The organism is Ruegeria sp. AF5 (assembly GCF_056541905.1).
Genome location: NZ_JBQFYZ010000008.1, coordinates 32807 through 47608, shown reverse-complemented (window position 1 = coordinate 47608; position 14802 = coordinate 32807). Strand labels below are relative to the sequence as shown.

10 protein-coding genes and 4 pseudogenes are annotated in these 14802 nt (G+C 52.7%); 4 read left to right on the top strand and 10 right to left on the bottom strand.

The window, feature by feature from the left end; genetic code table 11:
- Window positions 1-19: 19 nt before the first annotated feature.
- Together ACR0DS_RS12855 and ACR0DS_RS12850 are read right to left on the bottom strand one after the other, a co-directional pair.
- A complete protein-coding gene (locus tag ACR0DS_RS12855) occupies window positions 20-1030 on the bottom strand; it encodes a sialic acid TRAP transporter substrate-binding protein SiaP (protein ID WP_480483577.1) in 1011 nt (336 codons plus the stop codon).
- A gap of 100 nt (window positions 1031-1130) precedes the next feature.
- Complete coding sequence (locus tag ACR0DS_RS12850; RefSeq protein ID WP_480483578.1) at window positions 1131-2213, bottom strand: Gfo/Idh/MocA family protein; 1083 nt, start codon at window positions 2211-2213, stop codon at window positions 1131-1133.
- A gap of 208 nt (window positions 2214-2421) precedes the next feature.
- On the opposite strand from ACR0DS_RS12850, the gene ACR0DS_RS12845 reads away from it, so the two are divergent.
- Window positions 2422-3075: a GntR family transcriptional regulator gene (locus ACR0DS_RS12845; protein ID WP_209506749.1), complete on the top strand. Its 654-nt coding sequence runs from the start codon at window positions 2422-2424 to the stop codon at window positions 3073-3075.
- A gap of 397 nt (window positions 3076-3472) precedes the next feature.
- Here the strand turns inward: ACR0DS_RS12845 and ACR0DS_RS12840 are convergent, their stop codons facing one another.
- Window positions 3473-5170 (bottom strand): caspase family protein, encoded by a 1698-nt coding sequence (locus ACR0DS_RS12840; RefSeq protein ID WP_480483579.1) that lies wholly within the window; start codon window positions 5168-5170, stop codon window positions 3473-3475.
- 134 nt (window positions 5171-5304) lie between these two features.
- Complete coding sequence (locus tag ACR0DS_RS12835; protein ID WP_480559117.1) at window positions 5305-7080, bottom strand: caspase family protein; 1776 nt, start codon at window positions 7078-7080, stop codon at window positions 5305-5307.
- 222 nt (window positions 7081-7302) lie between these two features.
- On the opposite strand from ACR0DS_RS12835, the gene ACR0DS_RS12830 reads away from it, so the two are divergent.
- Together ACR0DS_RS12830 and ACR0DS_RS12825 are read left to right on the top strand one after the other, a co-directional pair.
- Entirely contained in the window at window positions 7303-7953 is a 651-nt protein-coding gene (locus ACR0DS_RS12830; protein WP_480558982.1) for a DUF928 domain-containing protein, read from the top strand.
- The gene (locus ACR0DS_RS12825; RefSeq protein WP_480483582.1) at window positions 7950-9866 is read left to right on the top strand and encodes a CHASE2 domain-containing protein; all 1917 of its coding nucleotides are present in this window, start codon (window positions 7950-7952) and stop codon (window positions 9864-9866) included. The genes ACR0DS_RS12830 and ACR0DS_RS12825 overlap by 4 nt, the downstream gene beginning before the upstream one ends.
- 25 nt (window positions 9867-9891) lie before the next feature.
- Here the strand turns inward: ACR0DS_RS12825 and ACR0DS_RS12820 are convergent, their stop codons facing one another.
- A complete protein-coding gene (locus tag ACR0DS_RS12820; protein ID WP_480558980.1) occupies window positions 9892-11745 on the bottom strand; it encodes a caspase family protein in 1854 nt (617 codons plus the stop codon).
- A gap of 77 nt (window positions 11746-11822) precedes the next feature.
- Here ACR0DS_RS12820 and ACR0DS_RS12815 point away from each other — a divergent pair.
- Window positions 11823-11969, top strand: a pseudogene (locus ACR0DS_RS12815) (IS6 family transposase); the annotation flags it as partial.
- Between the two features lie 315 nt (window positions 11970-12284).
- On the opposite strand, the pseudogene ACR0DS_RS12810 reads toward ACR0DS_RS12815, so the two are convergent.
- The 5 genes and pseudogenes from ACR0DS_RS12810 to ACR0DS_RS12790 all read right to left on the bottom strand — a co-directional run.
- Window positions 12285-12416, bottom strand: a pseudogene (locus tag ACR0DS_RS12810) (IS110 family transposase); the annotation flags it as partial.
- 92 nt (window positions 12417-12508) lie between these two features.
- Window positions 12509-12958: pseudogene (locus tag ACR0DS_RS12805) on the bottom strand (IS6 family transposase); the annotation flags it as partial.
- A 232-nt stretch (window positions 12959-13190) separates the two neighbouring features.
- Window positions 13191-13571, bottom strand: coding sequence for a transposase (locus ACR0DS_RS12800; protein WP_480483584.1), 381 nt, complete (start codon window positions 13569-13571; stop codon window positions 13191-13193).
- A complete protein-coding gene (locus tag ACR0DS_RS12795) occupies window positions 13571-14215 on the bottom strand; it encodes an IS110 family transposase (protein WP_480483585.1) in 645 nt (214 codons plus the stop codon). Before ACR0DS_RS12795 ends, ACR0DS_RS12800 begins: the two co-directional genes overlap by 1 nt.
- Window positions 14216-14283: 68 nt before the next feature.
- Window positions 14284-14516: pseudogene (locus ACR0DS_RS12790) on the bottom strand (IS6 family transposase); the annotation flags it as partial.
- Window positions 14517-14802 lie beyond the last annotated feature (286 nt).

Genomic DNA, 14802 nt, shown 5'->3' with positions numbered 1-14802 from the left:
CTCCCCTGTCTTACTGGGTTCAGTTGCCCAGAGCGTTGATCTGATCCAGAACGCCTTCGGGCCATGAGCCAGCGAATTCGCTGTCCAGATACATAGACTGTACCTGATCGCGGAACGCAGCGAGATCGGGTTCGTAAATCTCCATGCCCTGCTCTTTCAGGAAGCTGACAAGATCCTCTTCTTTCTGAAGCTGCTTCTGGCGGCCTGATTCAGCTGCTGCGTCCGCAGCTTCCTGAACCTTGGCTTGCTGTTCCGGTGTCAGCCCGTCCCAAACTTCTTTGCCGATGGCGATATAGTTCAGGTCGACCAGATGCGATGTCAGGACGATCTGATTGGTCACTTCATAGAACTTGGCGTCGACGACGGTCGGCAACGGGTTATCCTGCCCGTCAACGGCACCGGTCGACAGCGCGGTATAGACTTCGGAGAAGGCCATCGGTGTCGGCGCGGCACCCAGCGCCTTGCCAAGGAACTGCCATGCGTCGGTGCCCGGCATCCGCAGATTCACGCCTTCCAAGTCTGCGGGTGTCGTGACTGTCAGCTCATCCTTGGGCTGGCGCAGGTTCACCTGACGACGGCCCAGATACATGACCGACAGCAGTTTGACGCCTAATTCTTCTTCGGCCTTCTGCTTAAAGGCATCCATCAAGGGATCGTTGAAGACAGCCACCTGATGCGCGGCGTCCTGGTGGACATAACCTGCGGTAAAGATCGAAAACTCGGGGAAGAACTGTGCCAGTTCCTGCGCCGAGGTGATCGACATTTCCAGGTTACCCCGGCTGATGGCATCCAACTCGGTGCCTTGGGCAAAGATGGTTCCATTATAGCTGGGCTCGTAGCTTGCAAAATCAGCGACCATCGGCGCGAAAACCTCGGCCATAGCGACCGAGCGCTGGTCGGTCTCCGATCCTGATGTTGCGAGGCGAAGTTGCACTTTGTCTTCCGCCAGCGCACCGCTTGTCGCGCCAAACAGAACACCGGTTGCAACAAGGGCTGATACAGCAGCCCGGCGGGTAAGTTTGGTAATCACTTTGCTCCTCCCTGAGACATCATGATGCTTCTTTTTTGCGATTCAGAGTTTTGCCCTATTTTGGAAATTTTGCAAGATTTTTTGCAAAATATCTGATATTTTATACTACTGTCATATCTACCATTGGTGTTTTTTGTAAGTTTTTGATCCTGACCGTTTCACCTGTTCTGCAAGAATTCTGAATAGCTTCAATAACTTGAAGCGTTCTGAAACCTTCCCATCCAGACACAATCGGCACTGCTTCGTGCCGGGCTACTTCAATAAAGTGCCTGAGCTGATTGACCAAAGGGTCAGACGCACCCTTCTTCAGCGCGGTCGATGAGATAGGCGTCCACCAGTCCCGTTGCTCACTCTGGTAACTCCACAGGCGAAGATCGGGAACGGACAACGAACCATGAGAGCCACCGATCATATAGCTACTCTCTGTGGTCGAAGGATAGATTGGATATTCCTGAGACGTCATCTCCCAGCTCCATGGAGCAACGATGCTGTCGGACACACTTATGGTCCCTATCGCCCCGCTTTCAAATGTCAACAGCGCACCAGCAACATCTTCGTTGTCGTAGCCCCGCTGCGATGCAGCCGACTGAGCCTGTACGGTCACAACTTCTCCGGCCAGGTACCTCAGCAGATCCACATCGTGGACAAGATTGACCGAGATGGGCCCTGCACCGGGTTTCTTTCTCCAGGGCGCAGTATCAAAATACTCGTCTGGCTTATAGAACCAGCAATTCGCATGCACAGCGCGCACATTTCCAATCTTTCCATCGACAATTGCTTCCTTAGCCGACCTGATCAGAGGATTGTGTCTGCGATGATGACCGACCATCAGTGGCACATTGGCCTTCTCCGCAGCTTGAACAAGCTCAAGTGCAGCGGTGGCTTCTACGGCGATCGGTTTTTCGACAAGAACAGGACAACCGTGTCGAACACACGTGAGGCCTTGTTCAACATGAAGCGTGGTCGGGGTCGCAAGAACAGCTCCGTCTGGCGTCTGATTTGCAAACATTTTCTCGAGGGTCTCGTAACATGCGACCCCGTGCTCAACGGCGTAAGCACGACCTTCATCACTGGGGTCGACTACCGCAACGAGATCAACATGGCGCAACGCTCGGATAGCGTCTGCGTGGCGGCGTCCAACAAGACCAATGCCGACAATGGCAATGCGAAAGTTCTTAGACACTTTGCTTCCTTCCGGAGGGTCCGGAAAATCCCGAAACCGTTGATTGCGATCAGGCTGCCTTGCCCAATTTGGCCACGACCGTATTGGGGTTTTCGCGATTCCGCAATAATGTATGATATTATTATTTATACCATACATCAGTTTGGATTGCTGATGTCTCAAAAAAATGCTAATTGAACGAGGAAACTAAAAATATCGGGTGAAACGCATGGCGAAACAGCCGTCTACGATAGGTGCAAGCACCTATCAGCGCATCAAGCGGGACATCATCTTCGGGGAGCTGCAGCCCGGCTCCAAACTGAAGCTGGACGCCTTGAAGGAACGCTATTCGGCAAGCCTTTCGACACTTCGTGAAACGCTGAACAGGCTCGCCAGCGACGGATTTGTCGAAGCTCCTGAGCAACGGGGTTTCCTGGTCACGCCAGTTTCACGAGAAGACCTGACCGAGATTTCAGAACTGCGCGTTCTGCTGGAATGCCACGCGTTGGAGTTGTCCATTGCGAATGGCGACACGGACTGGGAAGGCAACCTGGTCGCTGCGCATCATAAGCTGCATTTGATGGAGCAACGGCTTCTCAAGGGTGATGACTCTGAAAAGGAAACCTGGAAGAGGTACGATTCAGAGTTTCATCAAGCGATGATTGCAGCCTGTAATTCCAAGAACCTCTTATCCCTTCACTCAATCATTTATGACAAGTACCTTCGTTATCAGATGCTCGTACTGACCTACCGAGGTGAGGTTGCAGCCCAAGAACACAAACGAATGTTCGATGCCGCGTTGGCCAAAGACGCTGATACAGCCAAGAAACTGTTGGAAGATCACATCAGAAATGGCCTCGCCCACACGTTGGAGGCTATGTAAGGCGGCATGCTGATTGTGTACCTCGACGTCTTCAGGTCGATTTGGCAGGGAATACCTCAAGATTCCACATCTAAATCGAGAAGTTTGTGAGCGCCCCATACCGGACCTTTGGCGTCGAAGCCGAATGCTGGTGGTGCAGCCCGCATAGCTGCCGATCGCTGGGATCCCGCCCACCACCTTCCGATATCACCGACCTCATGGCAGGGTACGGAGTTCTACAACAACATGCAGCTACTTCAGTTGATTTAGTGGAAATTCTATTTTCAACGGCTCTCAAGCCGATGGCCGACTTCGTAGTAGAGGAAATCGGTCTCTGCAACTTTGGCGCAAACGGCACGCAGCTTGGTATTCATGCCGCTCTTGTCGACCCTCGTCATCTTGGGATTTCCGTTGGAAGCTAGTTCGCACGTCTAACCAGGAAATTCAGGAAAAACTGACCGTCGATACGTCGTGGCTCATACACGAGGCGTCGGTTGGGTTGCAGTCCTTGAGGCAATTTTACATCAATTCGAACCTTGTAGGGCGTCACCGGTGGACCAAAATGTGAGCTTAGGGTGAAACGGAGTTTCAGTTGACCGTTGTCATCCAATGACCCCTGGAAATCCTTGAACCACGGACCGCCTCCGGTAAACGCTTGGGCGGACACCAGAGTCACTTTGCTGCCTTTCCGATTGATCCGCAATGACGCGAGTGGTTCGATTTTTCCGGGGTAGTAGGATTCGTCGCCGCGCGTTGCAGTCTGCCAATAGTCATCATCCCATCTACGCCGAATGGAGATGACGTAATCACCGTCTAAACCTACAGCAACCGCAACTTCCTTGCAAACGCGACCCGGTTCTTTCTTAAGCGCAATAAGGGTCTGTTGTTGGTTCAGACCTTCCGCCGGAAGCCCCAGGTTTTTTCGGGCGTTCCGGTATCTAGTATATGCCGCTCTAGTGCGAGGACCTGCAACGCCGTCCGCCGCGCCCGCACTGCATCCGACGCGGTTCAATTCGCTCTGAATGTCACGGACTAGGCTGCGTGTCTGTGCTTCCTCAGTCGGATTGTCCGGCGGAGCCGCAACGGCGACTTCCGTCTCGTTCGTTCTGGGGTTGTCGTCAGGAGCAGCTTGTTGCCTTGCCTTCTCACGCAGATCATCCCGAAGCGAAAGGGCGAGAGTTACCGCAAAGTGATCATTCTGTTCCTGATAACGGTTTAGAAAGGACTCAATTGCATCCAGCGTTCCGAGTGAACGAGCCAACTCAAAGTCAGCGTAGATTTCACGGTTGTCAGACCCGACACGCTTGGCTTCCGGCGGCATGGGCGCTGCCACCGGAACTAGGTAGATATCTTGGCTCGGTAAAGAACCGTAGGTGAAAGGTTCCTGAAACCCATCTGTCAACTTAAATACGGTGTCGCGGACCTTGCGGAACATTTTACCTAGTTCCAGCCCAGGCTCTTCGATGTGCTTTAGCAGCGCTGTGGCATACGGGCTGTTACGCCCCTCTCCATCAAGAGCCAACGTTCCACCCTTGGCTGCGTAGCTTACTAATACTCCGCTGGGGTCAATACGACCCAATCCGCGACCGATGGAGCGTGTGCCGCCATTTCTTTCCATCGTGCTCAGGAATGGGTTGTTCCGGCACGCATCGATCAAAACGACCTTTAACCCATCGGCACCCGACAAAGAACTGATGACGGAGTCCAACCGTATCGCTTCAAATTCGATATCCTGATCGCTGCGCAGTTCTGAGTTTACAGGAATAAGGTAGTTTGTGTTTTCGATCTCAATCCCGTGACCCGCAAAATAGATGATGGCCATATCCGCATCTTTCGCCGCTCGACCAAAGTCGCGCAACGCAATGCGGAGACCACGGTAATCTAGATTCTGATTGTGCCAAACCGTGAAACCGATCCGTTGCAAGGCTTTGGCCAGATCCGAGGCATCATTGCCTGCATTTGGAAGATTGGCGACATGTTGATACTCGGCATTTCCAATCACCAATGCGACCCGTTTGGTGTCCGCGTGCGCAACATGCGAAACCGAGAACCAAATCGCAAAGCCTATCAGCCATAAGAATGTCCTGAAAGGATATTGAAATGAACTGTTAAACAAACTGCCCCCGATCGGAACAAGTTGAGACGCCTGAACATTACCACATAACCTGATTGAATCGAATATGCTGATCCGATTGCCAGCGTATCCTCATAAAAAACATAGCTTCGCTGAAACCCTTTGGGCAGAGCGCGTTATTTCAGAGAAGCTTCCAAGACCACGGAACGCGCATTCCATCCAGAGCCATCGAACCATTTTGTTGGGGTCACATCGTCAAGGTCGCGCCGTCCTCGCGCTTCGTACTGAAATTGGGCAAATGATTTTCTGCCTTTGCCGTGGGTTTTGTTTGGCTTGGATGGCAACCAGTTGGTGTAGCTCACGGGTTCTCCGCTGAACCATCGCCATCCGATGATGGCACCGTCTTCTTTGGGGTCCTTTCTGAACCCGAAATAGGGTCCGGCCTTGTAGCTGATTTTCGTTTTGCTGTCGTATCCCAATTCAAAGAAAGCCGGGTCACTTGAAATCATCCGGACGATGAACGCATTCTCTGCAGCCGATGTTATTGCGGCCAAATCCAAGCCACATTTTTGCGCCTCGCTGCGCGCACTCTGCACACTGCCTGAATAAACCATCGCAATATATAGGTTTCCGCGAAACGTACCATAGACGCTTTTACGCAGGCCCAAACAGCCAAGAATTTGCGTGACCTCTTCGGATTCACCTAACACTTCCAGTTCGGATATATCCTGTCGGACAGCAAAGGGATTGCTGATAAAACTCGCGCCATCATCCGCCAGCGGTCTGATCCCCAAGCCGGACAGGACAGCAAGATCGGCATATCCGGTTGGTTCTAACCCGATGTTGGCCTGAAGCGCCTTGATGCCTGATCGGGTCCGCGGTCCGAAAACTCCGTCAGGTGTACCAACGTCGAAGCCTGAGTTGTTAAGACTTTGTTGTACTTCCTTCTTCTGAGCAGGGCCCGGCAAGAGCGCGGCTTCTATCTCATCGAGCCGCCCGCTTTTTCTGGTCCAGGCAGGTGTGATCTGGGCCATCCGCTTTAGTATTTCGGGCTCGGATAACGTTGCAGCGCGATAGGATCTGGCGACCAAATCCCACCCCCTGACTGTGTTCACCTTCATAGCTGCGGCCAGCGCGTTTTTCTGAGTTACCTGCGGCCGCAAGACTGGTTCGTCAGACTCCTGAAGGTCAGGGACGGGTAATGAAGCCTGTTCTACCTTGGGGACCAAAAAAATGTCCTCGCCCGGTAGTGAGCCATAGACAAAAGGCTCCTGATACCCGTCGGTCAGTGCGACCACGCGGTCGCGCACCTTGCGGAACAGTTTACCAAGTTCCACTCCCGGTTCTTCAACATGTTCCAGAAACGCCTGCGCGTAAGGGCTGTTCCGGCCGTCGCCATCCTGCGCCAGAGTCCCACCTCGGGCCGCGTATCCGACCACGACTCCTCTTGGTTCAACTGCGGCCAGACCGCGCCCGATTGAACGAGTGCTCGAGGCCTTTTTCATTTGGGCCAAAAACGGGTTGTTTCGGCATGCGTCAACAATCACGATACTTAGAGCCGACGAGCCAGCAATGGCATTCACGATAGCGTCCAGACGAATGGCTTCAAATTCTACATCCCGATCACTTTTTAGCGCGGCATTCACGGGTATCAGATAGTTTGTGTTCTCAATTTCGATTCCGTGGCCCGCGAAATACGCAAGCGCCACTTCCGCTTCGGCTGCGGCTTCGGCAAAGTCGCGCAATGCAATGCGCATATCGGTGTAACTCACGTTTTGATGCTGTGTAACCTCAAACCCAATGCGCTGTAACGCCTTAGATATGTCCTCAGCATCATTGGCCGGATTGCGCAGGTCCGGGACGTATTGATAGGCGGAGTTACCTATTACAAGCGCGACGCGCTTGCCCTTAGCCTCTGCCGCAAGCGGCAAGATCAAGAGCAAACAAACCACCAACAAACACGAGGCGCCGCTTCGCCATTTGCTTTCAGGAACCATGAGCACAGACTCGACTCTGAACCGAACAGATCCTTATTTTAGCATAAAATTGCCTGACCACCGAGCTTAGGATCAGCTGAAGCGAGACAGAGCAGGAACTGGACTCAACGTAGTTTCAAGCCTACGCTAAACCTTCAAAAAGCGGATACACTTGCAGTTTTCTTCGAGAGGCGTCTTGTGTCGTGGAATTGGGTATCAATAGCTGTTTTTGTCTTCGTACTCGCTGCAGGCCTTTTTCTCAGCGGTTTTGCGCTAGCTTCCGGCGATGAGAAAAACACCGACACGTCCGCAGAAATTGTGTTTGTTCCTCCCAAAATAGGTACGCCAAAAGATCGAATGGGCGCAGGCACCCGGAATATACCTTCGGATGCCGCTTCTGACCTATTGCTACTGGTTCCAGCAGACGGTGGGCTAACAACTCAAGCCTTTCCGCCGTTGATCTGGCGGCTAACTCGCGGCCATCGAGGAAATGTAATCGTCAAACTGGGCCCATCCGGGATGACTGCAACAGAGTTACACATCAGTGGCCCTTTCCCACCCGGCGATTACGGTCTGGACCTCAGTAGGTCAAATATTGTGCTGGACACCGACCGAATTTATCTTTTGCAACTCGAGTTGCTCGATCCAAACACCGACGCGGTGGTCGAACGAACATCAGGATTGATCGAGCGTTTGCCGGAAGAATTTAGATCCGACACCCCGGCCGCAGCTGGTCTGTGGTTCGATGCGCTCTCTGAACTTGTGGATATAGGCCTCAGCGGCCGTGTGCAGGCGACGAACCCAGCCGAACTCGAACAATTGCTGAACTCAGCTGGCGTAGGTCAGTGACATCGAAGCGTCAAAAGCATGCATGGCAGAGAACGTCATCGCTCATGCCGGTTTGGCAACGCTGGGTGTTGGTCTGTGTCATTACACTGATTGTCGGCATGCCTCTGGTCGAACTCCGGAAAAAAGGCATGCTCGAGTCACTTGAGCTTCTCCAATACGATTGGACAATATCGGCCTTTGCGGCGGATGAACCTATAGCAGACGTTTATCTGGTTGCCATCACCGACCGAGATTTGAGCGAATGGGGTTGGCCTGTCCCCGATCGGCAATTGGCACAGATTGTAAACACCTTGCTCGCCTCTGGTGCAACTACGGTGGGCGTCGACATTTACAGGGACGTTCCGGCAGGTGAAGGTCGGGACGCCTTACTTGAGGTGCTGAGCGATCCCAGAGTTTTCGTGATCTCGAAATTGCAGGATAGCGAGACTGCTGGCATTTCAGCGCCGCCGGGCACGCACACTGGGTTCGCTGATATTCCAATTGACCCTGATGGCGTTGCCCGACGCGCCTTGTTGTTAGTAAATACGCACGATGGTATTTCCCTGTCACTGCCTATGCATCTGGCCGCGACCCATACCGGGCAACCCGCATTGAAAAGCGCTCCCGACAATCCGCGCTATTTGATGTTTGGCGATACAGTTGTAGAACCCTTGGCCCCGGGTGCAAACCTGTTCCGCAACGTGGATACGTCAGGCTATCAAATCGTCATTGATTACAAAAATGCATTGCCGATCACGCGCAGTGTTCCCGCCGCAGAGATTCTGACTCACACTGGGCTGGATCGCTTTGAGGGAAATGCCGTGATAATCGGCGTTACCAGTCATTCCGTAAAAGATTACTTTTCAACACCACTCAACCGATCAACCGGGTCAGATTTTACCTTTGGTGCCGAAATTCATGCCGCCATCGTTCAACAGTTGATTGACTACTTCAACGGCCAAGCCTCTCCGCTGCGCGCGTTGGACGGTCAGTTCCCTGCGTTCATCATCCTCGCTTCGGTCTTCTTAGGTGCCTGCGTGTCTGTTTTCGTCAGGGTCACCGGCAATGCGGTGTTGCTGGCTGGGATAGGTGGCGTCCTGCTAACGATTACGTTGTCCATGTTTCAACAGTTCGCGTTGTTAATGCCTGTCGCGCCTTCTCTGCTGGGCTGGACTTTCGGGTTTCTTTTCGGCTTTGGGATCATCTCAGGCTTTTCGCGCAACCAAAGACGCGCGATCGCACAGGTTTTTTCATCTCATCTGTCCGAAGAGTTGTCAGCTGAGATCTGGAAGCAGCGCAAAAATCTAATGTCGGGTGGAAAGCCCCGATCTCGACAGCTGTATGTTACGGCGCTGCTTGCGGATATTGAAGGGTCGACCCTCGCCGGGAATGCGATGGATGCAGACGAGTTTATGACGTGGATCGCGCGAATTCTTGATCGGCTGGGTGAAATCGCTCGCGCGCATGGTGGGTTTGTCGAGAAATATACAGGAGACGGCATACTGGTTGTGTTTGGCGCGCCAATTCCAAGCGAAACACACGAGCAAAGGCAATCGGACGCGCAGGCCGGACTACGTTGTGCCAACGCCATGCGCGAAGCCGTGGCATCACTTAATAACACTTTTCGAAATCAACGTGCATACAAGCTACGGATTGCGCTGAACAGCGGAGAAGCAATCGGTGGCACACTGGGTGTCAGCGGATCCATGCATTATAACGTCATCGGTGATACGATAAATGTCGCTGCACGCCTGGAAAGCTGGATCAAGACCCTAGCACCGGATGCCGATGGGTTTCGTCCCATTTATATGACCATGGCGACGGCAAAAACTGTGGACGCTGAACGACGATGGCCAGTGGCTGCGAGTTTCATTCACGATGATGGCGAGACAGAAATTCAAGTAGTTGAACTCAACAGGCGCGTACCCGAGTAGCTGCGAATACTTCGTGTTGTGAGTTTCAACGTTTTGTTATCGTCACATCCATGAAAAAGGCTTTGTCGAACTGGCCTTGGTTGGAGTGGAGGGTTTGCCCCTTGGAAAAGTCTGCAGGAATTCTCTGAGTAATTGAGAAGGGGACAATTCTTACTTTACCAAACAGGTACCCTGTATTTCCCGAAATACGCAACCGCCCCTTTTCTGATAACGATGCGCGAAATCGTTTTGGTCGATTTTCACCACCTTCCGTCAGATCCTGAGCGCTGATCATCTGAAACCCGGCGGACGACTTCCGGTACACCATCTGCAACACTATTTTGGGCCGATCCTTAGCAAGCTCAGGGTCATTGTAGTTTGGATTGGGTCGTCTTCTGACCACGATTGAGTAATCCCCATGGTAGCTGTTCGCTACTGCGCCGGTTTGGGTCGTCTTCGGCAAGGCAGCAAGCGTTTCGCCGCTCGTTTGTTCCTCGCTGTGCGCCGAGGGTGGCGGCTTTGCGACGTTCTTTAACACAGCAAGGCTTTGCGCTGTCAGATACCCCGTTCTGGTCGAACCGCTTTTGCTCTGAAATTGCTTTAGTGCCGCACGAGAGCGCGTACCGAATATCCCATCAACAGGCCCGGCTGAATACCCTAGGAAATTCAGACCACGTTGAATGTTGCGATAGTCGTTTTGGCTGAGATTAAGATCCTTTTCTGCCACAAGGGCTGGATCTGGTTGTTGCCCCGCGACGTTTTCCTGGTTCGTCGTGTTGATCGGGCTTTGGGACGCGGCAGCAGACTCTGTAGGCACGCTGGCGTTGTTCTTAATCGGTTGTGAACGGCTGAGCACATCGGCTACGTCAGCCGCATATTGACCAGCGCGTGTATTTGGATAGAGCTGCGCGATCATCTTCAAAGCGCCCAACTTGACCGTTTGATCATCCAACTTTAACGCTTCGCGCAGAACGCGTTGGGCAGATTTTTCACGCTCATCTTCAGGCGAGGACTCGGCAACAGGCGCAGGCGTTTCTTTTAAAATGGAAGGCACCTTGGCCGCTGCAGGGACAAGGAAAATATCCCGCCCTGGCAATGAACCATAAGTGAAGGGCTCTTGGTACCCATCGGTAAGTTTAAAGACTGAATCCCGGACTTTGCGAAACAATTTCCCAAGTTCCAGCCCGGGAACCTCAATATGTTCAAGCAGCGCTTCGGCATATGGGCTGTTGCGACCTTTTCCATCCAAAGCCAAAGTTCCACCGCGTGCAGAATAGCCGACCAGAACACCTCCGGGGTCAATACTGCTCAATCCGCGCCCGATCGACCGCGTCGCGGTTGTGCGCTCCATATCAGAAAGGAACGGATTGTTTCGGCAGGCGTCAATAAGAACAAGTTTGAGACCTTTCGCCGTCGATACCGAATTTAGTACCGAGTCCAGCCGTATGGCCTCGAATTCCACATCCTTGTCGCTTTTGAGTTCCGCATTGGTGGGAATCAGGTAATTGGTGTTGTCTATTTCGATGCCATGACCCGCAAAATAGACCAATACCACGTCGGCCGTCGCAGCCTTGTCGGAAAAATCCCGAAGGGCCAGCCGCATTTGGCGATAGTCGAGATCGTATAATTCGGTGACATTAAAACTTATCCGACCAAGCGCTGCTGCTATATCCCGGGCGTCATTTGCCGAGTTCGGAATATTCGAAACGTACTCATACTGCGAATTTCCTATGACAAGCGCCATACGTCTGACATCAGATACGTCCGCCAGTACAATAGCAGGTCCGAACATCACAATAGCGATGAGGCTAGACCTAAGCCGCAAGAAACCTAGAAAAACAAGGTGTACTAGCATAATAACTTCGTCCACGAAAGCCGCAGTTACTTTAACATAATCCACATCGAATCGCGATAAGGCTACAAAGAATTTGCCAGGTGTGCCGCCAACTTTTTCGTATGAACTGCGCTAAAACTTCCCGTTTCATCAAACGAAGGATCAGGCCTACGCTGGGATTCATGTCGTTCACTTCAGCAGCATCTGCCTTGGCTGGTATCGAACTGGTCAACATGGTCTGCAAAGGTCAGTTCACACCTGGACTCTCTCCATTTCAACAGTTTGCCTGATTGGCTGGATAATCGGCTCGTCAGCACTGACTATGCTAATCTCATTTAAGTTTGCGACATGTGTAGACGCCCAAAACGCAAGAGGTAATTTTGGCCGGTAATTGCATCGGTTCGGGTACTGACATGTGTTCGGCCTGTTGCGCGGCGTTTGCACATGCCGCTGGCCCCTATGGTGTTAGCGGATCCGGTCCAATTCAGAACCACGTGCTCAAAGCACTCTGTCGCAAGCTGGTTTTTCCGACCCGGTCTCACGATCCTTATGCCATACCGTCCATTGTCCTCTTCCGTTTCCGCCGCCTCGCGGCCACAGACGCCTTACGCGTTGGCAGCCGGAGCCCGGTAGACTTCCCCTGTGTTCATCAAGGCCCAAACGATCCTCGCCATCATGTTCGCAAGGGCCACGCGAACCAGCAGTGGCGGCTTGCGTTCGATCATGCGGGCAAGCCAGGGATCGGTTTCCGTTCTCTTACGTGAACGCCACATAACAACGCTGTTGCGAAGTTTCCTGCAGTTCGGAGAAATGCATCTGACCTGATGAGTTAAGCGGCCAGTTCTTTGAATTGTTGAAAGGGACAGAGTCCAGGTGTGAATTGGTCTTTGCGGATCATGCGCGCGACTTCGATGCCTGCGAGAGTGGCTGAAGCCGAAGCAAAGGACTTGAAGCAGAGCATCGGACGGGTTCGTCTTTTGATGAAGCGGTGATCCTGTTCCACAATGTTGTTCAAATACTTCCGCCTGACTATCTCAATTGGTATCGGACATCCAAAGCCCTTTAGCATCTTGTTTATGGCCTTGATGCCCGCTGCGTTGGTTCCACTTTTGTCGATGACGATCTTGCTCGGGACTCCATTTGAAGACAGCGCTTTGGCAAAGAACCTGGCTGCCGCTGGAGGGTTCCTCCGCTCACACAGCATAAAATCAAGGGTCTTGCCGTGCTTGTCGACAGCTCGATAGAGGTAAACCCACGCGCCTTTAACTTTGATGTAGGTTCTTTAATTGAGCAGCAGCTCTCGGTGACTTTATTCCAGTATCGACCACCTGCAAGGTTCTTTCCGAAGTCATTCTGTTGGAGCTCCATCTCGGCGTTCAAGGCATCAACCCCCAAAGGTCTCATGCGCGGTCTGGTTAAATAGCCGCATGTAGATCTCACGGGTTCGGTCGACAGCCTGCCGTGTTGGTCGGTACGGCAACTCGTGTTCGGTTTATCCGCTGTTACGCTGATTATGCCTCCTTCATTTGAAAGGTTGATCCGTTTGTCCAGATGGCGTGCATAAGGACCGCAAGTTTTCTGGCTAAGGCGACAACCGCCTTCTTGTGACTGGTACGGGCTTTGAGAGCCCGAGCCCATCTCTGTAATTCAGATCCTTTGCCCGGTTTTACTCGGTTCAGTAAACTGCTGGCCGCTTCATAGAGCGTAGAACGCAGCATAGGATCGCCCCGTTTCGATATTCGCCCCCCATAGTCGATGTCCCCCGATTGGTAGCGCCGGGAAGTCAGCCCGAGATAGGCTCCGACCGATCTGGATTTCACAAACCTATGCGGGTTGTCGATTGTTGCCACAAAGGTCACAACGCTCACCGGGCCAACGCCAGGGATCGTCATCAAACGTTGCAGGCTTCATCGTTTTTCGCATGGCGCGCCATTTCTTTACTCAGAGCTGCCGCTTGCCGCAGCGCGGTTGTGCGCAAGTCGAGCAAAGGCAGGATGATCTTGGATAAGATTGGCCGATCTTTCAGGATCGCGTGGACCCGTTCCTCGTATGTGTGCAGATGCCTTGGCAACCGCTGCCCGAAACTGGCCAAAAGACCGCGGATTGTGTTTTCGACATTCACGCGGGATTTCAATGCCACTTCCCGAGCTTTCAGCAATGCCCGCCGCTCCTGGGCGAGCCGGCTCTTAACCTCTACCTTCCGATAGAACCCCGTGCGCGCCAGCTCTGCTAACATGGCGGCATCATTGGCATCAGTCTTGTTGTGCATCTGGCTGAGAACAGCATGAGCCTGACGGGCGTCGATGCAAACAATCGGCAATCCCCGATCCGAGAGCTCAGTATAGAGCCAGTTCGCCATTCGACCGGTTTCGAGGACGACGCATTTGAGGGAACCAAGGTGTTTGCGCAGCACTTGGAAAATGACATCCGGTTCGGTGACTTTCTTCGCAGCAAACACCGGATCACCGTTCTCGTCGCATAAACAAATAGACGTCTCAGCTTTCGAAACATCCAATCCGACAAAACACTGTTCCATTTTACTCTCCTGTCTTTGTTCCGATGCCATCATGCACCGGCCAAGAGAGCTGCTGGTCAATTACTCAGAGTCTCGTCCATGCGCCAAGAGTTCGGCGTTGGGCGTTTCTTCAATTGCGATCTTACTGCGATCATCGGTGAATACCTCACGACCCACCTGATGAGAGCGGCATGGTCCACCTGAACGCCGCGTTCCGCCAGGATTTCTTCTAAGTCCCGATACGACACCGTGTAACGCAGGTAGAAGTACACAGCGTACAAAACTGCATCCTTGAGAAATGACAGCCGTTCAATGAGATCATGCTCAAACAACCTGTTCAAAACTATCCGACGAGTACAAACCGAGGATCACGCACGCGCGTCAACCAGACCCCAGAGGTTGCGACACATCTTTTTTGGGTGCCAAGCCAGAGCTGTTGGCATATATTGTAGTTTATGCAAGTCGCTAACACTACATATGCCTCAAATCACAACCGACTGATCTTCGACTGTAAACATCGCAACGATGCTTGTGCACTAGGTAAGTTTGACGTTCGGCGGGTCGGCGGGGTAAGCGCGACGCTCCCGGCGCCGCCTGTTTTCGACAGA